We start from the raw sequence: 22,013 nt of genomic DNA on the forward strand, positions 1-22,013 counted from the left end.
CCCCGCCCATAAACGCGGCGAGGGGGAGGTGGCGGGGCGTGCTGGGGAGTACGGATACACGGCGGGTGCCTCTCGGTCGTGACGGAGCCACACCGGAAGCCGCCTGAAGCCGCCGCGAAATGCCGGATGCCGCCGGGCGCACCGGAGTGGAACCGCGATGATGACTGGCGATTCCACTGTCGCGCCGCAACCGGCCGATGAGCACCGGCGAGTTCACCGGTCTTCACCAGTTCCCGCCGGTTCTCACCGGTTCTCGGCAGTTCTCACCGGACCTGACCGGCCTTCACGCGGGGAAGCCGGCCCACCGGACCCGCGCCGGGGGTCAACACCCCGGATCAGCGCACCGGATGGCCCGCCTCCCGCAGCGCCCCCTTGACCTCGGAGATCCGCAGATCGCCGAAGTGGAAGACGGAGGCGGCCAGTACGGCGTCGGCGCCCGACTCGATGGCCGGCGCGAAGTCCGCGAGCCTGCCCGCGCCTCCGGACGCGATGACGGGCACGGTGACCCGCGCGCGTACGGCCGCGATCATCTCCGTGTCGTAGCCGTCCTTCGTACCGTCCGCGTCCATCGAGTTGAGCAGGATCTCCCCCGCGCCCAACTCGGCCGCGCGGTGCGCCCATTCGACGGCGTCGATGCCGGTGCCCCTGCGTCCGCCGTGCGTCGTGACCTCGAAGGACCCCGACGGCGTGCGGCGCGCGTCGACCGACAGCACCAGCACCTGGCGCCCGAAGCGTTCGGCGATCTCCCGTATGAGGTCGGGGCGCGCGATGGCCGCGGTGTTGACGCCGACCTTGTCCGCGCCCGCCCGCAGCAGCCTGTCGACGTCTTCCGGAGTGCGTACGCCACCGCCGACCGTGAGCGGGATGAAGACCTGCTCGGCCGTGCGGCGCACCACGTCGTAGGTCGTCTCGCGGTCGCCGGAGGAGGCGGTGATGTCGAGGAACGTCAGCTCGTCGGCGCCCTCGGCGTCGTACAGCTTGGCCATCTCGACCGGGTCGCCCGCGTCCCGCAGGTTCTGGAAGTTGACGCCCTTCACCACCCGGCCGTTGTCCACGTCCAGGCAGGGAATGACGCGTACGGCGAGAGTCATCCGGCACCTCCTCGGTGTGCCTCGGGCCGGTGTGTCCCGGTCCGGTACGCCTCGACCTCCACCTCGACCACCAGACTCGGGTCGATGAAGCCGGAGACGACGATCATCGACGCGGCCGGACGTACGGCGTCGAACAGCTCCTTGTGGGCGCGGCCCACCTCGTCGGCATCCCGTACATGGGTGATGTACATACGTGTGCGGACCACATGTTCGGCGCCGAGCCCCAGCTCCTCCAGCGCCTTGACGGCGACCCCGAAGGCGGCCCTGGCCTGCTCGTACGGGCCGCCCGCCGCGATCCTGCCGTCGACCATCGCCGTGCAGCCGGCCACCAGGACAAGGCCGTTGGGGAGTTCCACCGCCCGGGAGTAGCCGATGGAGTCCTCCCACGGACCGCCGGACGCGATCTTCCGTACCTCTCCGGCGCGTGCGTCTTCCCGTACGCCGTCGCTCATCCGGACACCGTCGCCAACGCCTCTTCCAGGGTGAACGCCTTGGCGTACAGCGCCTTGCCGACGATCGCGCCCTCGACACCCTCGGGCACGAGCGTGGCGATCGCGCGCAGATCGTCCAGCGAGGAGACCCCGCCGGAGGCGACGACCGGCTTGTCGGTGACGGCGCAGACGTTCTTGAGCAGCTCCAGGTTGGGGCCCTGGAGGGTGCCGTCCTTGGCGATGTCGGTGACGACGTACCGCGCGCACCCCTCGGAGTCCAGCCGGGCCAGTGTCTCGTAGAGATCACCGCCGTCACGGGTCCAGCCGCGCCCGCGCAGGGTCGTCCCCCGTACGTCGAGGCCGACCGCGATCCGGTCGCCGTGCTCGGCGATGATCTTGGCGACCCACTCGGGGCTCTCCAGCGCGGCCGTACCGAGGTTGACCCGGGTGCAGCCGGTGGCGAGGGCCGCGGCGAGCGAGGCGTCGTCGCGGATGCCGCCGGACAGCTCGACCTTGATGTCCATGGCTTCGGTGACCTCGGCGATGAGCGCGCGATTGTCACCGGTGCCGAACGCCGCGTCGAGGTCGACCAGATGCAGCCATTCGGCGCCCGAGCGCTGCCAGGCGAGGGCCGCTTCGAGCGGGGAGCCGTACGACGTCTCCGTACCGGACTCGCCATGGACCAGCCGGACGGCCTGGCCGTCGCGGACGTCGACGGCGGGCAGGAGTTCGAGCTTCGGCACAGAGGGCCCCGGGGGCACAGATGGCATCAGAGGGTTCCGATCCAGTTGGTCAGCAGCTGGGCGCCGGCGTCGCCGGACTTCTCGGGGTGGAACTGGGTGGCCCACAGGGCGCCGTTCTCCACGGCGGCGACGAACCGCTCGCCGTGCGTGGCCCAGGTGACCTTGGGGGCGCGGATCTTGGGGTTGGTCACCTCAAGGCCCCACTCGTGCACGGCGTACGAGTGCACGAAGTAGAAGCGGGCCTCCGGGTCGAGCCCGGCGAACAGCTCACTGCCCTCCGGCGCCTCGACGGTGTTCCACCCCATGTGCGGGACGACCGGGGCCTTGAGCGGCGCGACCGTACCGGGCCACTCGTCGAGGCCCTCGGTCTCCACGCCGTGCTCGATCCCGCGCTCGAAGAGGATCTGCATCCCGACACAGATCCCCATGACGGGCCGGCCGCCGGCGAGCCTGCGGCCGATGATCCACTCGCCGCGGGCGGCGGTGAGCCCCCGCATACAGGCGGAGAAGGCCCCTACGCCCGGGACGAGCAGCCCGTCGGCGTTCATGGCGCGGTCGAAGTCGCGGGTGATCTCGACATCGGCGCCGGCCCTGGCGAGGGCGCGCTCCGCGGAGCGGACATTGCCGAAGCCGTAGTCGAAGACGACGACGTTCTTGCTCATTCCCAGATCCCTTGGATGCGCAGGACTCCGGCGATCAGACACAGCACGGAGGCGCTGCCCAACAGCACGATCACGCCTTTGGGCAGCTTCTGCTTGTGGAAGGAGTACACACCGCCGGCGAGGAAGAGCCCCACGACGATCAGAATGGTGGAGAGACCGGTCACAGGGCGCCCTTGGTCGAAGGAAGAATTCCCACCGCGCGCGGGTCGCGCTCGGAGGCGTACCGCAGAGCGCGGGCCAGGGCCTTGAACTGGCACTCCACGATGTGGTGCGCGTTGCGCCCGTACGGCACGTGTACGTGCAGCGCGATCTGCGCCTGGGCGACGAACGACTCCAGGATGTGCCGGGTCATGGTCGTGTCGTACTCGCCGATCATCGGCGCCATGTTCTCGGGCTCGGTGTGCACGAGATACGGCCGCCCCGACAGGTCCACCGTCACCTGGGCCAGCGACTCGTCCAGCGGGACGGTGCAGTTGCCGAAGCGGTAGATGCCGACCTTGTCGCCGAGGGCCTGCTTGAAGGCGGCGCCGAGGGCCAGCGCGGTGTCCTCGATGGTGTGGTGCGAGTCGATGTGCAGATCGCCCTCGGTCTTCACCGTGAGGTCGAACAGGCCGTGCCTGCCGAGCTGGTCGAGCATGTGGTCGTAGAAGCCGACCCCCGTCGAAACGTCCACATCGCCGTTACCGTCGAGATCGATCTCGACGACGACGGAGGTCTCCTTCGTACTGCGTTCCACGCGGCCGATGCGGCTCATGCGCGCTGCTCCTTCTTCAGGTCACGTACCGCGTCGAGGAACGCGTCGTTCTCGGACGGGGTGCCCGCGGTGACCCGCAGCCAGCCCGGTACGCCGTTGTCACGGATGAGGACACCCCGGTCGAGGATCCGCTGCCAGGCCGCGTGGGAGTCCTCGAAGCGGCCGAACTGGACGAAGTTCGCGTCGGACTCGGTGACCTCGTAACCGATCGCCCGCAACTCCCCTACCAGCCGGTCCCGCTCGGCCTTGAGCGTTTCGACGTACCCGAGCAGCGTATCGGTGTGCTCCAGCGCGGCGAGCGCGGTGGCCTGTGTGACGGCGGAGAGGTGGTACGGCAGGCGCACCAGCTGGACGGCGTCGACCACGGCGGGGTGCGCGGCGAGATAGCCCAGACGCAGCCCGGCCGCCCCGAACGCCTTGGACATCGTGCGGGACACGATGAGCAGCGGCCGGCCCTCGATGAGGGGCAGCAGGGAGTCGCGGTGGCTGAACTCGACGTACGCCTCGTCGACCACCACCAGGGACGGCCCGGCGGCCTGGGCGGCCTCGTAGAGCGCGAGGACGGTCCCGGCGTCGACCGCGGTGCCCGTGGGGTTGTTGGGTGAGGTGATGAAGACGACATCGGGGCGGTGCTCGGCGATGGCCTTCCGCGCCGCCTCCACGTCGATGGTGAAGTCCTCGTTGCGCGGGCCGGAGAGCCAGCCGGTGCCGGTGCCGCGGGCGATCAGGCCGTGCATCGAGTACGAGGGCTCGAAGCCGATGGCCGTACGGCCGGGACCGCCGAAGGTCTGCAGCAGCTGCTGGATGACCTCGTTGGAGCCATTGGCGGCCCAGACGTTCGCCGCGGTCAGCGGGTGCTTTCCGGTGCGGCTCAGATACCGGGCCAGCTCGGTGCGCAGCTCCACCGCGTCCCGGTCGGGGTAGCGGTTGAGGCTCCGGGCGGCCTCGCGGACACGCTCGGCGATCCGCTCGACCAGCGGCTCGGGCAGCGGGTACGGGTTCTCGTTGGTGTTCAGCTGTACGGGGACGTCCAGCTGGGGCGCGCCGTAGGGAGACTTGCCGCGCAGCTCGTCCCGTACGGGCAGATCGTCAATACCGAACGTCACTTTCCGGGCACCTTCCACGCGAACCTCGCCTTGATCGCCGCGCCGTGCGCGGGCAGGTCCTCGGCCTCGGCGAGCGTCACCACATGGTGGGCGACCTCGGCGAGCGCGTCCTCGCTGTAATCCACGATGTGGATACCGCGCAGGAAGGACTGGACGGAGAGTCCCGAGGAGTGACAGGCGCAACCGCCGGTCGGCAGTACGTGGTTGGAGCCCGCGCAGTAGTCGCCGAGCGAGACCGGGGCGTACGGTCCGACGAAGATCGCGCCCGCGTTGCGCACCCGCGCGGCCAGCGCGGCGGCGTCGGCGGTCTGGATCTCCAGGTGCTCGGCGCCGTACGCGTCGACGACCCGCAGGCCGTCCTCGACGGAGTCGACCAGCACGATCGCGGACTGCCGGCCGGAGAGCGCGGGGACCACCCGGTCCTCGATGTGCTTGGTCGCCGCGACCTGCGGCTCCAGCTCCTTCTCTACGGCGTCGGCCAGCTCGGCGGAGTCGGTGACCAGGACGGCGGCGGCCAGCGGGTCGTGCTCGGCCTGGCTGATCAGGTCGGCCGCGACATGGACCGGGTCGGCGGTCGCGTCCGCGAGGACCGCGATCTCGGTCGGACCCGCCTCGGCGTCGATGCCGATCCGGCCGGTGAAGTAGCGCTTGGCGGCGGCGACCCAGATATTGCCGGGGCCCGTGACCATGTTGGCGGGCGCGCAGCCGTCGGGGCCCGGGGTGCCGTACGCGAACATCGCGACGGCGGAGGCGCCACCGGCCGCGTACACCTCGTCGATCCCGAGCAGCGCGCACGCGGCCAGGATCGTCGGGTGCGGCAGCCCGCCGGCGGCGTCTCCTGGGTAACGGGGTTTCTGCGCCGGAGAGGCCAGGGCGATGGACTCGACGCCCGCCTCCTGGGCCGGCACCACGTTCATGATCACTGACGACGGGTAGACGGACCGGCCGCCGGGCGCGTAGAGCCCGACCCGCCCGACCGGCACCCACTTCTCGGTGACCGTGCCGCCGGGCACGACCTGGGTGGTGTGCGAGGAGCGCCGCTGCGCGCGGTGCACGAGCCTGGCGCGCCGGATCGACTCCTCCAACGCGGCCCGTACGGCCGGATCAAGCGCTTCCAGGGCGTCAACAAGGGCTTTCGCGGGCACCCGGACCCGCTCCAGCCTCACTCCGTCGAACGTCTCCGCGGCATCGATCAGCGCCGCCGTACCCCTATGGCGCACGTCCTCGCAGAGCGGGCGCACCTTCTCCAGTGCGGCTTCCACGTCGAACTCGGCTCGGGGCAGCAGGTCACGCAGGTCTCCACCCTCGGGGAGGGTGTCGCCGCGCAGATCGATTCGTGAGATCACGGGGTCAATTCTCGCAGACCGGATCAGGCCGCCGGTCGCGCGTATCACTGGCTGATACACGCCATGTTCACTCCGGGTCACCATTAGCGTTCAGCACGTCACTCAGCGGGAACAACGCATGTACGACCACCTTTCATCAGTCGCACGGACCATCCGTCATCAGTTGTACGGATCATCCGTACGCACAGGGGAAGCGGAGGCGCGGCAGTGACCGAGCCGCAGAACGACGAATCTCCCGACTGGCTCAGCGCGGCGGAACTCGGCATGTGGCAGTCGTTCCGCAACGGCAGCACCTACGACCTGAGCACGTCGGACGCCTTACTGAACGACCCCTTCGCGCCGCGTCCCTGGGGCACGGACCGCAGTGTCCGCGCCAGGGTCATCGCGCTGCTGCTGCTCAACGGCCCTGCCGCGCTGCCCGGCCGGGTCTCCGCGCTCAAGCTCCGCGGGGTGCAGATCACCGGCACGCTCAATCTCGCGGGCGGCACGATCGCCCCGTACGTCGAGCTGAACCAGTGCCGGTTCGAGAACGAGGTGGTGCTGCCCGAGTCGCGGTTCACCACCCTGCGGATGGTGGGCTGCGCCATTCCCCGGCTGGAGGCCGCCCGGCTGCACACCGAGGGAGATCTCCATCTGCCGCGCTGCCGGGTCGAGCGGGGCATCCGGCTGACCGACGCGCAAATCGGTACGGATCTGCTGATCAGCCAGATCGATGTACGGCCCGACCGGCTGGGCCGGGCGATCACCGCGGACGGAATGTCCGTCGCCCAGGACCTCCAGGCCGATCAGATCGAGACATATGGCGAGGTCAGTCTGCGCGGCGCCAAGATCGGTGTGTCGCTGAGCCTGCGGGGCAGCCGGCTGCGCGCGGCGGAGGAGCGGCGGGCGCTCAACGCCCCGCAGCTGACGGTGGAGCGGTCGCTGTACATGACGGGCGCGTGGGTGAGCACGGAGACGGGCGACCCCGGGATGACGCCCCCGCACGGCGTCGGCAACGTGGCCACGCCGTTCCTCGGCACGCGCTTGCAGCGCTTCGAGTGCCGGGGCGGGGTCCGGCTGGACGACGGGCGCTTCGGCGACGCGGTCGACATGGACCAGGCGCGGTTCTATCTCGCCCCCACGGAGGAGTTGTCGCTGCGCCGGATCAGCACCCCCGAGCTGCGGTTCAAGTGCGAGCGGGTGGAGGACGGCCGGGTCGTCCTGAGCGGCGCGAAGATCATCACGCTGGTCGACATGTCGACCAGCTGGCCGGGCCCCGGCGGGCTCGCCATGGGCGGCTTCGTGTACGAGAACCTCGTCCCGTTCGGTCACTTCCCGCTGATCAGGCGGCTGGAGTGGGTGGCGGCGGCGACCCCGGAGTACTCCCCGGAGCCGTATGAGCGCCTGGCCCAGGTCCTGCGCAACAGCGGCGAGGACGCGGACGCGCGCGAGGTTCTGCTCGCCAAACAGCGGCGGCGTCGCGAGACGCTGCCGCTCGCGGCGAAGCTCTGGGGCTACCTCCAGGACTGGACGGTGGCCTACGGCTACCGGCCGGGCCGGGCGGCGCTGTGGATGGCGGTGCTGTGGGGAGCGAGTACGGTCGCCTTCGCCCGCCACGCCCCGCCGGCGATCAAGGGCGACGGCCACCCGGCGTGGAACCCCGCGCTGTTCACCCTGGATCTGCTGATCCCGGTGATCAACCTGGGCCAGGACGGCTACTGGCTGCTGGAGGGCGGCTGGCAGTGGGCGGCGGCGATGCTGATCATGCTGGGCTGGATCCTGGCGACGACGGTGGCGGCGGGCGCGTCACGGCTCCTGCGGCGCGGGTGATTTTCACGGCTCCGTTCACCTCCGAAGGCCGGAGCCAGGTTTCTTTACTCTGCCTTGACTTTGGGCGCTACAACCTTTTCGCCCGATACGAAAGCTTCACAGCTGCCCTCTGGCGCGTCTGCGACCTGCGGTTTTCAATGGTCCGCACCATGTCATTGCTCCGCGCCCTGATCAGCACCGCGCGTATGGTCCGGCACACCCCGCAGCTCGCCGCCGGGCTGCCGCCGGACGACGCGGTGCTGCTCGACGCTCCCGACGAGCGGCTCGCTCCCGCGCTCGTCGCCGCCGCCCTCGGCGAGTACGAGCCCGCGGCGAAGCTGCTCGCGACGACGCGCGAGGCCGCCGAGTGGGAGAACCGCGACCGCTATGTGATGCGGCTGGCCGCCTTCGCGTACGGCCGGGACGGCTGGCTCACGGCCTGGCTGCGCGCCGCGCCCCGCGATCCCGACGCGCTGCTGGTCCGGGCCGAGCTGACCATCCGCAGGGCCTGGGAGTCACCGGCCCGCGCCGAGCGGCTCCGGGAGACGGGCCCGATGATCGACGCGGCGGCGGCCGGGGATCCGCGCGATCCGGTGCCCTGGCGCGTCGCGCTCGACCATGCCCGGGGCACGCACGCCACCCACACCGCGTTCGAGTCGCTGTGGGAGCAGGCCGTGCGCCGCGCCTCGCACCACTACGGCTGCCATGTCGCGGCCCTCCAGTACCTGTCCGCCGAGTGGTACGGCTCGCACCGCGAGTGCTTCGACTTCGCCGAACAGGCGGCGCACGACGCCCTGCCCGGCTCCCTCGTCCGCGCGCTGCCCGTGCGCGCCGCCTTCACGCTGCTGCTGAGCGGCGAGCCCACCTCCGTACAGGCGGACCGGATCGACGCGGCGGCCGATCTCGCGATCGCGGTCTCCGCCGAGTACGGGACGGGCGACCCGTGGCCGGCCGAGGTGCGCAATCTGCTGGCGTACGTGCTGGTGGAGCGGGGGCGGTGGGAGGAGGCGCTGGAGCAGTTCCGGCTGATCGGCCCGTACGCGACCTCCTTCCCGTGGACCTCGTTCACCGACGATCCGCTGGGCCAGTTCCTCGAATCGCGGCACGCCGTACGGATCCAAGTGGCTTCGGCGATGCCTTTGCGGAGCAGGACAGAACGGAGAGGGCCCCGCGGCCACTACGCTTGACCGTTGTGACCACCGCAAGCCTCCCTCTCTTCCCGCTGAACGCGGTGCTGTTCCCCGGCCTCGTCCTGCCTCTGAACGTCTTCGAGGAGCGCTACCGCGCGATGATGCGCGAGCTGCTCAAAACCGATGAGTCCGAGCCGCGCCGCTTCGCCGTGGTCGCCATCCGCGACGGGCACGAAGTCGCGCCGACAGCGCCCGGAATGCCGGACGGAACCGCCCTGACCGACCGCGGGCCCGCCGCCGGCTTCGGCCCCGATCCCCTGAAATCCTTCCACCCGGTGGGCTGCGTCGCCGACGCGGCGACCATCCGCGAACGGCCCGACGGCAGCTTCGAGGTGGTGGCCACCGGCACCACCCGCGTCCGGCTGCTCTCGGTCGACGCGAGCGGCCCGTATCTGACGGCCGAGGTGGAAGAACTCTCCGAGGAGACGGGCGACGGCGCGGGCACGCTCGCCGAGGGCGTGCTGCGCGCGTTCCGGAGCTACCAGAAGCGGCTGGCCGGGGCGCGTGAGCGCTCGCTCTCCGGCGACGAACTGCCCGACGAGCCCTCGGTGGTGTCCTATCTCGTCGCCGCGGCGGCGGTGCTCGACACCCCGGCCAAACAGCGGCTGCTGGAGGCCCCGGACATCGCGGCCCGGCTGCGCGAGGAGCTGAAGCTCCTGCGGGCCGAGACGGCGGTGATCCGCCATCTCCCCTCGCTGCCCGCCGTCACCCTGACGCACACACCGCCCAGCGCCAACTGACACGCCTCAACTCACCCCGGGAAGAACCGCCTTGGCGAAGAAGTCCAAGAAGCAGCAGTCCGGAGGCACCCCGGCGACGGTCGCCCTGACGGCCGCGGGCACGCCGTACACCCTGCACGCGTACGAGCACGACCCGGCGTCGCCCTCGTACGGCGAGGAGGCGGCCGAGGCCCTCGGGGTCTCTCCCGACCGGGTCTTCAAAACCCTGGTCGCGGAGGTCGACGGTGAACTGACCGTGGCCGTCGTGCCGGTCGCCGGTTCGCTCGATCTGAAGGCCCTCGCGGCGGCCGTCGGCGGCAAACGCGCCTCGATGGCGGACCCGGCGGCCGCGGAACGTACGACAGGTTATGTACGCGGGGGAATCTCCCCCCTGGGGCAGCGCAAGCGGCTACGCACCGTAGTGGACGCGTCGGCGGAGGCCCATGCGACGGTCTGTGTCTCGGCGGGCCGCCGGGGCCTGGAGGTCGAGCTGTCCCCGGCGGATCTGGCGGCCCTCACGTCGGCGGTCCTGGCGCCCATCGGCCGGAGCTGACGCCCGTCTAGGCCCTGTGCCGGCCGTCCGGCGCGGTGTCCTCGGGCGCCGGACCGTACGGCACCGGGCCCCAGTCGTCCCAGCGGGGCTCCGGATCGCGCGGACCGAACAGCGCCGTCAGGGCCAGATGGACCACCATCGCCGCGATCGGCCACGCCAGCAGCGCGCCCTTCGCGTTCAGCGCGAGCGGCGCGTCGAACGTGACGCCCTTGCCGACCGCCCTGGCATGCGCCACCACGTCCGACGTGGGGCCGAACCAGACGCCGACCCGCCAGGCGAGCACCGCGCCCAGCAGCCCGCCCAGCGCCAGGCCCACCACCAGCGGGATACCGCCGCGCCTGCGGAAGAGGAAGACCAGCACCGCGCTGACCACCCCGAACGCGAGCGCCAGCAGCATGAACGTACCGTCCGCCGCGATCGCCTCCTCGCCCTCGGTGTCCTTGAGGAAGACCGCCGTCTCGTCCGAGATCAACGGGACACGGGGCGACAGCCACAGCCACAGCAGCCCGAGCCCCAGACCCAGAACGGCGACCGCCACCATCACCACGACGGCCTGGCGCAGTTCGGTCCTCATATCGGGCCCCTTCTCCGCTTCGGCCCCGGGATAGGGCGATCCCCCGGCCGGCGGTGTCTGCCAGGGATCGTCGTGCGGCGGTTGGTGGGGCGGCGTCAAAGGTGCGGTCACTGTGCCATCGTGCCAGTCCTGGCCAGGGGGTGCCTCATCGGACCGCCGCCCTCCGGTACGCCCAGGTCGCCACGGCCAGCGAGCAGACACCGACAGCCGCGCACACCGCGAGGTCGAAAGCGACCACCGGCCAGTCGGGACGGGCATCGAACGAACGGGCAAGAGCCTCCACCCCGTACGTGGAGGGCAGCAGGTCACGCGCGTAACCGATCGGTGCCGGCAGCCGGTCCGCGGGCAGCACACCCAGCAGCAGCGCCGCCGACATGCCCAGCTGGCCCAGCAGCGTCGCCAGCTCCTGACGGGGCGCGAGCAGACCGAGCGCCGCGCCCAGACCGGCGAGCGCCGCGCCCGACAGCGGAATCACCGCGACCAGCACCCAGAGATGGGTGAGCGGCAGCTGGAAGAGCACACTGCCGGCGACGGCCGTGACCGCGGCGCCGGGCACCGTGAACGAGGCATAGGCACCGGCCGCGCCGAGCACCACCGCCGCGGGCGGCACGGGCAGGGTGGCGTAGTGGTCGAGCCCACCGCTCGCGCGCAACTGACCGAAGTACTGGGCGAGCAGATTGAGCGCCACGAACGCGACGACGAGCACACTCGACCCCGCGACCACCGCCCGCGCCTCGTCGCCCCCGTCCACAACGCCCCGCATCAGGATCATGATCCCGACCGACTGGAACGTCGCCACGAAAAGCAGCGGGATCCGCGCGACCCGGGCCCGGGACAACTGGGCGCGGTACACGGCGGCGAGCGAGGGCAGCAGCCGCGCCCGGGGCGCGAGCGGCGCGGGCGCGCCGTCCACCGGCCCGTTCACGGTCTCCGCCGCCGTCCTGACGCTCCCGGACACGGCCTCCGCAGGCACGATGCTCACCTGGTGCTGCTCCTGTTCGGTACGGGCGTACGTACGTCGCTCGCGAAACGGCCGCTCACGCCTTGACCAGCCCCTTCGCCCGGCCGCCGAGCGCCAGATAGACATCTTCCAGACTCGGCGTCGCCAGCGTGAAATCGTCCAGCGCCGCGAAGGCCGCGCCGCCGGTCACCGCGGCGACCGCCGCGCGCGCCTCGTCCGGCGCGAGCCGCAGCACCCAGCGGCGCCCCGACTCCTGCGCCGAATCGCGCAGCGCCGCGACCTCGGGAACGTCGAGCGGCGCGCGCTCGCGCCACACGAGCTCCACCCGCACCTCACCGGCGATCTCTTCCTTGAGCCCGGACGGGGTGTCGCAGGCGATGACCTTGCCCCGCTCCAGCACGGCGACCCGGTCGAGCACGGTCTCGGCCTCGATGACGTTATGGGTGACGAGCAGTACGGTCACGCCGTGCTCGGCCCGCCGCCGGTCCACGGCGGCCCACACCGCGCGTCGCGCGACCGGGTCCATACCGGTGGTCGGCTCGTCCAGAACCAGCACGGGCCGCTCCCCCACCAGCGCGGCGGCGAAGCAGGCCAGCCGCCGCTGGCCCCCCGACAGCTTCTTCAGCGGGCGTCCGGCGATCTCGGTGAGCCCCAACTCCGCGAGCACATCGTCCCGCTCGGCCCGAGCCACCCGCAGCGGCAGCCCACGCAGCCGGCCGGTGGTCTCCGCCGCGAGCGCGACGGTCAGCTCGTCCAGCGCGGTCGACTCCTGGCCGAGGTAACCGATGAGCCGCGAGGCGCGCTCGGGATGCCGCACCAGATCGTGCCCGAGGACCTCGACGTCACCGGAGTCGGGCCGCATCAGGCCGGTGAGCTGGCGTACGAGCGTGGACTTGCCCGCGCCGTTGGGCCCGAGCAGCCCGAAGATCTCACCGCGCCGCACGTCGAGCGAAACCCCATCGGTGGCCCGCACCGCGGACGTCCCGGGGACGCCACGCCTGCCGCGCGCGGCGGGGTACGTCTTGACCAAGTCGCGCACCACGCACACCGTACTCACGAGGAAGGACCTTACGTTGTACGGGTCCGGCCCGTTTCGGCTGGGGCCGGTTTCCGGTGCGGGTGCGCCTCCCGGCGGGGGGCCGTGGGTCCGGGGTGCGTTTCGGCTGGGGTCGGCGGTTGTGTGCGGGTTGTCGCCGGGTGGCGCTCCGGGGCTCGCGCCCGGGACGGCATGATTTACGGCGCGTACCGGGCCACAGTCAGGACACGGGCGTTCGCGCGCCACAAATCACGCTTTAGTGTCCCGGACACGACCCCTGCGCGCCCCCCTTCACCGCCCGCACAGGCGGCCCGGGTCGTGCGCGGGGGCGAGCGGGCCCGCCGGGGGGAGGGGGTCGGGGTCGGAGGAGGTGCGTGTCCGGACGTAAAGCGTCGCAGCTCGCGCGAAGCGCGGTGACCACGCGCCGGAGTCGCACATCGATCGCAGCGCAGCCCGGAACCTACGGCGAAGCCGTATCCGCCGCCGCGCGCACATCGATCTCCCGCCAGAACCCCGCCCGAATCGCATACCGGTCATGCTCATCGATCTGGTCGTCCTTGTGCGCCAGCAGACCGAACCGCGCCGCATACCGCAGCAGCTCCCCGTCGATACGGTGCGGCACCCGCGGATACATCACCGACAGCTTCTGCACATGCCCCGCCTCCGGCAGCCGCTCCATCCACCGCCGTGCGAACACCTGCCCCACCTCGAAGGGATCGCCCCCCACCGTGGTGATGTCCTCCTCCCGGTCCGCCCAGCGCTGCTCCGCGCTGGTCAGCTGGGCCAGCGTCGGCAGCGAGGCCGTCTCGGGCGGCTCGCCCGCCGTGCCGCTGCCCGGGCGCTCGATCCACCCCTTGTCGGAGGACCACCGCAGCGTCGCCCCCGCCGGATGCTGCGCGGACTGCTGCCCGGACGGGCCCGGCGTCGGGGCGCCGGGGCCGCGCAGGCCCGCCAGGTCCTTGGGGGTCGGGACGCCCTTGCCGCCCGTGCCGGCCGATGGGGGCTCCGCGCCGGCTCCCGCGGGGGCAGGCGCGGGCGATGAGCCGTTCCGCCCGGCACCCCCGGAGGCGGAGGCCGCGGCGCCCGCCGCCTCCGCCTCCGCCGCCCGCTCCGCGGACGCGGCCAGCGCCGACTCGGGCAGCGGCGCCGAGAGAATCGCCGCGATCTCGGGCCGTGGCGCGGGCGGAGGCGCGCAGACGCCGCCCAGGTCCTTGGCCCGTACCGCCTTGGTGATCCAGGCCCGGTCGAGCACCCGCCGCTCGTCGGCCTCGGCCACCAGGTCCTCGGACTGGTTGTAGTCGCCGTCGGCGGCCTGCACGGCCCAGAGATGGACGGCGACGCCATGCTCCTTCGCGGACATCAGGCCGGGCAGCAGATCCCCGTCCCCCGTCACCAGCACCACGTCCGAGCAGGCGCGATTTCTGGCCAGCTCGGTCAGCTCCGCGTGCATCGCCGCGTCCACACCCTTCTGCGCCCAGCGCCCGTCGCTGCGGGTGAGGGCGCCGAGCCGGACGGTGACGCGCGGCATGACCCGCAGCCGGCGGTGCTCGGGTTGCGGGACCCGGTCGGGGGCACCGTCGAACCAGTAGATACGGAGCAGCGGCTGTTCCGTATCGGCCTCGGCCCGTTCTCGCAGGCCCTGGATGAGGGCGGCGTGGTCGACGGTGATGCGGGAACGGGCCGGTTCTCCGGCGAGGAGACTCGCGGCGGCGCCCAGCAGATAGCCGGCGTCCACCAGGACGACGCAGCGGTCCACGTGTTCCACCTTCTTTCGGGAACCTCGGGATCGTGAGATCGGGAGTTACTGCGGGTTTCCTTCGAGTCTGCCCGACGGCAAGAGGCTTAACGTCCGGAACTCGATCATCGGCGTGGCGTATCCGCGCGACAGAACCGCTCAGGCCCCTGACGAGGGACCACTACACACGGCAATGATCCAAAATGCGCCGTTTGGCGGTGTATGTGAGGCTTGACGCGGCCTGGCATCCAACCCCCGGCAGGAGGCAGCACCATGGCCAAGAACAAGAACCGGGATCGCAGCAACAGGCAGCAGGCCCGCTCGGACGCCGAGCGCGGCAGCGAAGAATCGAAGTCCTCGCCGATGGAGGACCGGTCCGAGCAGGTGCAGTCGAGGATCACGCCGCCGGATGAAGCCCACAAGGGCAAGCAGAAGCGTTTCGGCCACAACTGACCCCACCACCGCCGTCCGTAACCGTATGAGGGGCATCCCACGAGCTGTGGGTGCCCCTCATACGCGTCTTCATCGAACCGTGGCTGTTATCCGGCCAGGCAGGACGGGCCCAGCAGGACCTTCAGGTCACCGAAGAGCGCCGGGTCGGGCTGGACGCGGTGCCGGTCGAGCCGGAGCACCGTGGTCTTCCGCGCGCCCTGGAGCTTGATCCTGACCTCGGAGTTGCCCCGGTGGTGGCTGAGGATCTCACCGAGCCTGCTGACCATGGGCGGGGTGAGCTTCACCGTCGGGATGGTGATGGTGACAGGCGCGTCGGTACCCGCCGATGACACGTCCGGGACCTGGAGCTCCATGGCGACCAGGCGGGGGACGTCCTCGCGCTTGTCGAGCCGGCCCTTGACGAAGACGACGGTGTCCTCGACCAGTTGTGTGGAGACCAGCTGATATGTCGCGGGGAAGAACATGCACTCGATGGAGCCGGCCAGATCCTCGACCGTCGCGATCGCCCACGCGTTGCCCTGCTTGGTCATCTTCCGCTGGAGACCGGAGATGATGCCGCCGATGGTGACCACCGCGCCGTCCGCGTGCTCACCGCCGGTCAGCTGGGAGATCGCGGCGTCGGACTTGTCGGACAGGACATGCTCGATACCGAACAGCGGGTGATCGGAGACATACAGACCGAGCATCTCCCGCTCCTGCGCGAGGAGATACGACTTGTCCCACTCGATGTCCGAGAACTCGACGTCGAGTCCGAAGCCGGGCTCGCTGGTCTCCTCATCGCCCATCCCGCCGAAGAGGTCGAACTGCCCCTCGGCCTCCTTGCGCTTGACCTGGACCACGTTGTCGATCATCGGCTCGTGATGGGCGACCAGCCCCTTGCGGGTATGGCCCATCTCGTCGAAGGCACCGGCCTTGATCAGCGATTCGATGGTCCGCTTGTTGCAGACGACCGCCTCGACCTTGTCGAGGAAGTCGGGGAACGTCGCGTACTTCCCCTTCGCCTTACGGCATCGGATGATCGAGTCGACCACGTTCTGGCCGACGTTGCGGACGGCCGTCAGGCCGAACAGGATCACGTCGTCGCCCTGCGCGGCGAAGTTCGACAGCGACTCGTTGACGTTGGGCGGCAGCACCTTGATGCCCATGCGCCGGCACTCGTTCAGGTAGACGGCCGACTTGTCCTTGTCGTCCTTCACGGAGGTCAGGAGCGCCGCCATGTACTCGGCGGGGTGGTTGGCCTTGAGGTACGCGGTCCAGTAGGTGACCAGTCCGTACGCGGAGGAGTGCGCCTTGTTGAACGCGTATCCGGCGAACGGCACCAGGACGTCCCACAGCGCCTTGATCGCCTCGTCCGAGAAGCCGTTCTTCTTGGCGCCCGCCTCGAAGAGGACGAAGTTCTTCGCCAGTTCGTCGGCCTTCTTCTTGCCCATCACGCGGCGCAGGATGTCGGCCTCGCCGAGCGAGTACCCCGCGACGATCTGGGCGGCCTTCTGCACCTGCTCCTGGTAGACGATCAGACCGTAGGTGAGCCCGAGCACCTCCTTGAGGGGCTCCTCCAGCTCCGGGTGGATCGGGGTGATCTCCTGGCGGGCGTTCTTGCGCTCCGCGTAGTTCGTGTGCGAGTTCATTCCCATCGGGCCCGGCCGGTAGAGGGCCGAAACGGCGGAAATGTCCTCGAAGTTGTCGGGCTGCATCTGGCGCAGCAGGGAGCGCATGGGGCCGCCGTCGAACTGGAAGACACCGAGCGTGTCGCCGCGGCAGAGCAGTTCGTAGGTCTTCGGGTCGTCGAGCGGCAGCGAGAGCAGGTCGAGGTCGATGCCCTTGTTGGACTTCACCATCTTGACGGCGTCGTCCATGATGGTCAGGTTGCGCAGGCCGAGGAAGTCCATCTTCAGCAGGCCGAGCGACTCGCACTGCGGGTAGTCCCACTGTGTGATCGTCACACCGTCGGTGTGCCGGACCCAGACGGGGACGTGGTCGGTGATCGTCTCGCTGGACATGATCACGCCGGCCGCGTGCACGCCCATCTGCCGGACCAGGCCCTCCACACCCTTCGCGGTGTCGATGACCTTCTTCACATCCGGCTCGTTCTCGTACATCCCCCGGATCTCCCCCGCCTCGCTGTAGCGGGGGTGCTTGGGGTCGGTGATGCCGTTGAGGTCGATGCCCTTGCCGAGGACGTCGGCGGGCATGGCCTTCGTGAGCCGGTCGCCCATCGCGTACGGGTAACCCAGCACCCGCGCCGAGTCCTTGATGGCGTTCTTCGCCTTGATCTTGCCGTACGTGCCGATCATGGCGACCTTGTCGGCGCCGTACTTCTCGGTCACGTAGCGGATGACCTCACCGCGCCGGCGCTCGTCGAAGTCGATGTCGACATCGGGCATGGAGATGCGCTCGGGGTTGAGGAACCGCTCGAAGATCAGGCCGTGCTCGATCGGGTCGAGGTCGGTGATGCCCATGGCGTACGACACGATCGAACCGGCGGCGGAGCCACGGCCGGGGCCGACCGCGATGCCGTTGTTCTTCGCCCACATGATGAAGTCGGCGACCACGAGGAAGTACCCCGGGAAGCCCATGTCGATGATGATGCCCATCTCGTACTCGACCTGGCGCATACGGTCTTCCGGGATGCCGTTCGGGAAGCGGCGGGCCATGCCGCGCATGGTCTCCTCGCGGAACCAGGAGACCTCGGTGAAGCCCTCGGGCACCTCGAACTTCGGCATCAGGTTCCGCTCCTGGAACCAGCCCTCGGTGTCGATCTGGTCGGCGACCAGGCGGGTGTTGGCGCACCCCTCCTGCCAGGCGTCGGACAGGTCCACCGCGTACATCTCGTCGGTCGACTTGAGGTAGTAGCCGGTGCCGTCGAAGCGGAAGCGGTCCGGGTCGGAGAGGTTCTTGCCGGTCTGGATGCAGAGCAGCGCGTCGTGGGCGGTGGCCTCGTTCGCGTACGTGTAGTGCGAGTCGTTGGTGACCAGCGGCGGGATGCCCAGCTTCTTGCCGACCTCCAGCAGCCCGTCCCGCACCCGGCGTTCGATCTCGATGCCGTGGTCCATCAGCTCCAGGAAATACCGGTCCTTGCCGAAGATGTCCTGGTACTCGGAGGCCGCCTTCAGCGCCTCGTCGAACTGGCCCAGCCGCAGCCGCGTCTGGAGCTCCCCCGACGGGCAGCCGGTCGAGGCGATCAGCCCCTCCGACCACTGCGCGATGGTCTCCTTGTCCATCCGGGGCCACTTCTGGAGCCAGCCCTCCTTGTACGCGTCCGAGGAGAGCCGGAAGAGGTTGTGCAGCCCGGTCCGGTTCGCCGCCCAGATCGTCTTGTGCGTATAACCACCGGAACCGGACACGTCGTCCCGCTTCTGGTGCGGCTGGCCCCACTGCACCTTCCGCTTCAGCCGCCGGGATTCGGGCGCCACGTACGCCTCGATCCCGATGATCGGCGTCACCCCCGCCTTCTTCGCCTGATGGAAGAAGTCATAGGCGCCATGCAAATTGCCATGGTCCGTCATCGCGATATGCGACATGCCCATCTCTTTGCAGGCGTTGAACATGTCCCCCAGCCGCGCGGCACCGTCCAGCAGCGAGTACTGGGTGTGGACATGCAGGTGCGTGAACGGCGGCTTGGTCACGGCGAGGGCCTCCAGCGAGCGGACGACACGGTGTGGTTTCCAGAGGTGAATCTGTTGTTCTCCAGGGGTGAACCCGGGGTCCCACAGCGCTGCGGACAGTCTGGGGGGACAGCCTCGAAGTCTACGTCTCGGGACTGACAGTGGCGGGCACTCGCGAGTAGCGTCACGCGTTGCCCACTCCGAGGGGCGCCGGGCCCCTCACTCCACTGTCATGCACCAGGAGGCACCCCGCGATGTCGGTCCCGCGACCCGTTGAAGCAGCTGACGAGCAGCGCGGCGAGGAGATCCTCGCCGTTTTCGACACCGCGTTCGGTGAACTCCTGGCGGCCGATCCCGCCGCGTTCCGGGTGAAGTTCCGGAAGATGGCGGCCTCCGCGTTCGCCTTCTACCGCGGCACGGCGTGCCTCTTCTACCACGACCTGGAGCGGGAGCGTGCGGCGAGCGGGGTCACCGGCCCCTTCCTCGACGAGCGCACCGGACGGGTGTGGATCCACGGCGATCTGCACGCCGAGAACTTCGGTACGTACATGGACGCCAACGGCCGGCTGATCTTCAACGTCAATGACTTCGACGAGGCGTATGTGGGCCCCTTCACCTGGGACCTGAAGCGCTTCGCCGCCTCCCTCGCCCTGATCGGCTACACCAAGGCACTCAGTGACGAGCAGATCACCGAACTGGTGGAGATCTACGCGGGCGCCTACCGCGAGCGGATCCACGCGCTGGCCACCGGTGCCAAGAACGACGAGGTCCCGCCCTTCACCCTGGACACGGCGCAGGGCCCGCTGCTCGACGCCCTGCGCTCGGCCCGCTCGCTGACCCGCTTCGGGCTGCTCGACTCGATGACCGAGATCAGGGAGTACGAGCGCCGCTTCGCGCCCGGCGGTGGCTCCATAGAGCTGGACGCCGCCACCCGCTACAAGATCCTCGCGGCCTTCGACGGCTATCTGGAGACCCTCCCCGAGTCCAGCCTGGCCCGCCCCGACTCGTACCGCGTGAAGGATGTCGTCGGGCGGCGGGGCATCGGTATCGGCTCCGCGGGGCTGCCCTCGTACAACATCCTGCTGGAGGGCAACAGCGACGCCCTGGAGAACGATGTCGTGATCTATATGAAGCAGGCGCAGACCCCGGCGGTCTCGCGGCACATCACGGACCGGGCCGTACGGGAGTACTTCCAGCACGAGGGCCACCGCACAGTGATCTCCCAGCGGGCGCTCCAGGCCCACGCCGACCCCTGGCTGGGCTGGACCGAGCTGGCCGGGACGGGGCAGCTGGTGGCGGAGGTCTCGCCGTACGCCGTGGATCTGGACTGGTCGGATCTGGACGATCCCGAGGAGATCGCGGCGGTCGTCGCCGACCTGGGCCGCGCGACGGCCACGATGCACGCGGCGGCGGACAACGAGAGCGGCCACTCGCTGGTGCCGTTCTCCACGGAGCGCTCCATCGACGCGGCGATCATGGCCGACGAGGAGGGCTTCGGCGCGCTGCTGGTGGGGTTCGCGCACGCGTACGGGGCGCGGGCCAGGGCCGACCACCAGATCTTCGTCGACCTGTTCCGCAACGGCCGGCTGGGCTGAGACCGGCGCGGGACAAGGCCGGGGCCCGGGCCCCGGCCCGCCGGACTTTTAAGGACCGCTTACAGGGACGCATGGCACACTCGGCGACGATGGACATATCAGGGACGCGGCTCAGGGCGGCGCGGGCAGCACTGTTCACGGCACTGGTCGTGACACTGTCCGCGGGCTCGCATGTGCTGCTGTCCCGGGCCCCGCTGCCCCTGACCGTCGTCGCCGCGCTCAGCGTCGTGGTGTTCCTGGTCGCCTACGCGGCGGCGGGCCGCGAGCGGGGCTTCTGGCGGATCGCGGCCCTGCTCGTCCCGCTCGAACTGGCCGCGGACACCGTCTTCACCAGCGGCCAGAGCGTCTGTTACGGCCCGGCCGGCGGCCCCGTCGCGGGGCCGCTGCGCTCGGTCGGCCTCGATGTCCTGTGCGGGGGCGCCTTCGGTACGCCGCTGCCCGGGGTGGTTTCCCCCGAGTCCACCGCGTCCACGCTGCTGAACTCTCCCGACCCGGCGCTGCCCTGGCTGCTGCTGGCCGCGCATGTCGCGATCGGGCTGCTCGCCTCGCTCTGGCTGCGGCACGGCGAGTCCGCGCTCTCCCGGCTGGTCAGGGCCGCGGGCGCGGGCGCCTTCCGCCCGCTGCTGATCGCCGTCGCGGCGGCGGGCACGGTCCGCCGGGCCGTACGGCGCGGGCCGCGCCCGGCCGCCCGCCCGCGGCCGTCCCGTACCCGCCTTCTCGTGCACTCCGTAGGACGGCGGGGGCCGCCGCGCCCCGCGCTCAGCGCTGTCTGAGCCGCGCCCCGTCCCCCAGCAGTTACGTCATCACACGGAGTGAACCATCATGAGCGCACGCAACAACCAGGCCAACAAGGCGGCAGCCCGCGAACGGCTGCGCGAGGAGCGCGAGCGGCAGGCGAAGAAGGACAGGATCCGCCGCCAACTCGTCGTCCTCGGCTCGGCCGTCGTGGTCCTCGCGATAGCCGGCGGTGTGGGCTTCGCCGTCGTCCAGGCCAACAAGCCCTCGCACTGGGAAGCGGTGAAGGACGAGACGTCCGTCGTCGCCCCCAAGAACACCGAGGGCACGGACGGTACGACCGTCGTCATCGGCAAGGCCGACGCCAAGAACACACTGGAGCTGTACGAGGACTCCCGCTGCCCGGTCTGCGCGACCTTCGAGCAGACGGTCGGCGAGACCGTCCAGAACGGTGTCGACTCCGGCAAATTCAAGATCAAGTATGTCGGCGCGACCTTCATCGACAACTCCGACAACGGCACGGGCTCCAAGAACGCCCTGTCGGCGCTCGGCGCGGCGCTCAATGTGAGCCCCGAGGCGTTCCTCCAGTACAAGACCGCGCTGTACTCGGCGAAGTTCCACCCCGAGGAGACCAACGACAAGTTCGCCAAGGACAGTTATCTGATCCAGGTGGCGGACTCGGTGAGCGCGCTCAAGGGCAACAAGGCGTTCCAGAAGGACGTCACGGACGGTACGTACGACGCCTGGGCGATGAAGATGTCCGCCACCTTCGACAAGAGCGGGGTGACCGGCACCCCGACGCTGAAGATGGACGGCAAGAAGCTCACCGCCGAGGGCACCGACAACCCGCCGATGACGGTCGCGGAGTTCAACGCGGCGGTCACCAAGGCCCTCAAGGGCTGAGGCGCCGAGACGGGGCCGCGCCCGGCGCGCGGC

21 protein-coding genes are annotated in these 22,013 nt (G+C 70.3%); 8 read left to right on the forward strand and 13 right to left on the reverse strand.

Annotated elements, in window-relative coordinates; translation table 11 throughout:
• Nucleotides 1–335 precede the first annotated feature (335 nt).
• Genes hisF through hisD form a run of 8 tightly spaced genes read right to left on the reverse strand, consistent with a single transcriptional unit; the run spans nt 336 to nt 6,133 of the window.
• Nucleotides 336–1,091 carry an imidazole glycerol phosphate synthase subunit HisF gene (gene hisF, locus ACFRKB_RS02895; RefSeq protein ID WP_383102749.1) on the reverse strand — a complete coding sequence of 252 codons (756 nt, stop codon included), beginning with the start codon at nt 1,089–1,091 and terminating at the stop codon, nt 336–338.
• Nucleotides 1,088–1,543 (reverse strand): RidA family protein, encoded by a 456-nt coding sequence (locus ACFRKB_RS02900; protein ID WP_383102751.1) that lies wholly within the window; start codon nt 1,541–1,543, stop codon nt 1,088–1,090. Before ACFRKB_RS02900 ends, hisF begins: the two co-directional genes overlap by 4 nt.
• Nucleotides 1,540–2,265: a bifunctional 1-(5-phosphoribosyl)-5-((5-phosphoribosylamino)methylideneamino)imidazole-4-carboxamide isomerase/phosphoribosylanthranilate isomerase PriA gene (gene priA, locus ACFRKB_RS02905; protein ID WP_365976913.1), complete on the reverse strand. Its 726-nt coding sequence runs from the start codon at nt 2,263–2,265 to the stop codon at nt 1,540–1,542. Before priA ends, ACFRKB_RS02900 begins: the two co-directional genes overlap by 4 nt.
• Before the next feature lie 26 nt (nt 2,266–2,291).
• The gene (hisH, locus tag ACFRKB_RS02910) at nt 2,292–2,927 is read right to left on the reverse strand and encodes an imidazole glycerol phosphate synthase subunit HisH (RefSeq protein ID WP_383102753.1); all 636 of its coding nucleotides are present in this window, start codon (nt 2,925–2,927) and stop codon (nt 2,292–2,294) included.
• On the reverse strand, nt 2,924–3,091 hold the full coding sequence (locus tag ACFRKB_RS02915; protein WP_365976896.1) for a hypothetical protein: 168 nt from the start codon (nt 3,089–3,091) through the stop codon (nt 2,924–2,926). The genes hisH and ACFRKB_RS02915 overlap by 4 nt, the downstream gene beginning before the upstream one ends.
• Complete coding sequence (gene hisB / locus ACFRKB_RS02920; protein ID WP_383102755.1) at nt 3,088–3,681, reverse strand: imidazoleglycerol-phosphate dehydratase HisB; 594 nt, start codon at nt 3,679–3,681, stop codon at nt 3,088–3,090. Before hisB ends, ACFRKB_RS02915 begins: the two co-directional genes overlap by 4 nt.
• A complete protein-coding gene (locus ACFRKB_RS02925) occupies nt 3,678–4,787 on the reverse strand; it encodes a histidinol-phosphate transaminase (protein WP_383102756.1) in 1,110 nt (369 codons plus the stop codon). Before ACFRKB_RS02925 ends, hisB begins: the two co-directional genes overlap by 4 nt.
• Nucleotides 4,784–6,133, reverse strand: a complete 1,350-nt coding sequence (hisD, locus tag ACFRKB_RS02930) for a histidinol dehydrogenase (protein WP_383102758.1) — start codon at nt 6,131–6,133, stop codon at nt 4,784–4,786. The genes ACFRKB_RS02925 and hisD overlap by 4 nt, the downstream gene beginning before the upstream one ends.
• Before the next feature lie 207 nt (nt 6,134–6,340).
• On the opposite strand from hisD, the gene ACFRKB_RS02935 reads away from it, so the two are divergent.
• The 4 genes from ACFRKB_RS02935 to ybaK all read left to right on the forward strand — a co-directional run bounded on the left by ACFRKB_RS02935 (nt 6,341) and on the right by ybaK (nt 10,383).
• A complete protein-coding gene (locus tag ACFRKB_RS02935; protein WP_383102760.1) occupies nt 6,341–7,942 on the forward strand; it encodes an oxidoreductase in 1,602 nt (533 codons plus the stop codon).
• Nucleotides 7,943–8,079: 137 nt separating this feature from the next.
• Nucleotides 8,080–9,108, forward strand: a complete 1,029-nt coding sequence (locus tag ACFRKB_RS02940; RefSeq protein WP_383102761.1) for a hypothetical protein — start codon at nt 8,080–8,082, stop codon at nt 9,106–9,108.
• 5 nt (nt 9,109–9,113) lie between these two features.
• Nucleotides 9,114–9,851 carry an LON peptidase substrate-binding domain-containing protein gene (locus tag ACFRKB_RS02945; RefSeq protein WP_383102763.1) on the forward strand — a complete coding sequence of 246 codons (738 nt, stop codon included), beginning with the start codon at nt 9,114–9,116 and terminating at the stop codon, nt 9,849–9,851.
• Nucleotides 9,852–9,882: 31 nt separating this feature from the next.
• Nucleotides 9,883–10,383: a Cys-tRNA(Pro) deacylase gene (gene ybaK, locus ACFRKB_RS02950; protein ID WP_383102765.1), complete on the forward strand. Its 501-nt coding sequence runs from the start codon at nt 9,883–9,885 to the stop codon at nt 10,381–10,383.
• Between the two features lie 7 nt (nt 10,384–10,390).
• On the opposite strand, the gene ACFRKB_RS02955 is transcribed toward ybaK, so the two are convergent.
• The 4 genes from ACFRKB_RS02955 to ACFRKB_RS02970 form a co-directional block, all read right to left on the reverse strand.
• Nucleotides 10,391–11,068 carry a DUF2567 domain-containing protein gene (locus ACFRKB_RS02955; RefSeq protein ID WP_383102767.1) on the reverse strand — a complete coding sequence of 226 codons (678 nt, stop codon included), beginning with the start codon at nt 11,066–11,068 and terminating at the stop codon, nt 10,391–10,393.
• Nucleotides 11,069–11,102: 34 nt separating this feature from the next.
• Nucleotides 11,103–11,939, reverse strand: a complete 837-nt coding sequence (locus tag ACFRKB_RS02960; RefSeq protein ID WP_383102768.1) for an ABC transporter permease — start codon at nt 11,937–11,939, stop codon at nt 11,103–11,105.
• A 55-nt stretch (nt 11,940–11,994) separates the two neighbouring features.
• A complete protein-coding gene (locus ACFRKB_RS02965) occupies nt 11,995–12,957 on the reverse strand; it encodes an ABC transporter ATP-binding protein (RefSeq protein ID WP_383102770.1) in 963 nt (320 codons plus the stop codon).
• A gap of 457 nt (nt 12,958–13,414) precedes the next feature.
• On the reverse strand, nt 13,415–14,719 hold the full coding sequence (locus tag ACFRKB_RS02970) for an NYN domain-containing protein (RefSeq protein WP_383102772.1): 1,305 nt from the start codon (nt 14,717–14,719) through the stop codon (nt 13,415–13,417).
• Nucleotides 14,720–14,962: 243 nt separating this feature from the next.
• On the opposite strand from ACFRKB_RS02970, the gene ACFRKB_RS02975 reads away from it, so the two are divergent.
• Nucleotides 14,963–15,142, forward strand: coding sequence for a hypothetical protein (locus ACFRKB_RS02975; protein WP_383102773.1), 180 nt, complete (start codon nt 14,963–14,965; stop codon nt 15,140–15,142).
• An 86-nt stretch (nt 15,143–15,228) separates the two neighbouring features.
• Here ACFRKB_RS02975 and dnaE read toward each other — a convergent pair whose 3' ends face one another.
• Nucleotides 15,229–18,768: a DNA polymerase III subunit alpha gene (dnaE, locus tag ACFRKB_RS02980; protein WP_383102775.1), complete on the reverse strand. Its 3,540-nt coding sequence runs from the start codon at nt 18,766–18,768 to the stop codon at nt 15,229–15,231.
• Nucleotides 18,769–19,001: 233 nt separating this feature from the next.
• Between dnaE and ACFRKB_RS02985 the strand changes: the two genes are divergently transcribed.
• From ACFRKB_RS02985 to ACFRKB_RS02995, 3 genes are all read left to right on the forward strand, one after another.
• Nucleotides 19,002–20,342 (forward strand): DUF2252 domain-containing protein, encoded by a 1,341-nt coding sequence (locus tag ACFRKB_RS02985; protein ID WP_383102777.1) that lies wholly within the window; start codon nt 19,002–19,004, stop codon nt 20,340–20,342.
• 89 nt (nt 20,343–20,431) lie between these two features.
• Nucleotides 20,432–21,115: a hypothetical protein gene (locus ACFRKB_RS02990; protein WP_383102779.1), complete on the forward strand. Its 684-nt coding sequence runs from the start codon at nt 20,432–20,434 to the stop codon at nt 21,113–21,115.
• Between the two features lie 49 nt (nt 21,116–21,164).
• A complete protein-coding gene (locus tag ACFRKB_RS02995) occupies nt 21,165–21,980 on the forward strand; it encodes a DsbA family protein (protein WP_383102781.1) in 816 nt (271 codons plus the stop codon).
• The last annotated feature ends 33 nt before the right edge of the window (nt 21,981–22,013 follow it).

The organism is Streptomyces scopuliridis (genome assembly GCF_042790125.1).
Classification (GTDB): domain Bacteria; phylum Actinomycetota; class Actinomycetes; order Streptomycetales; family Streptomycetaceae; genus Streptomyces; species Streptomyces scopuliridis_A.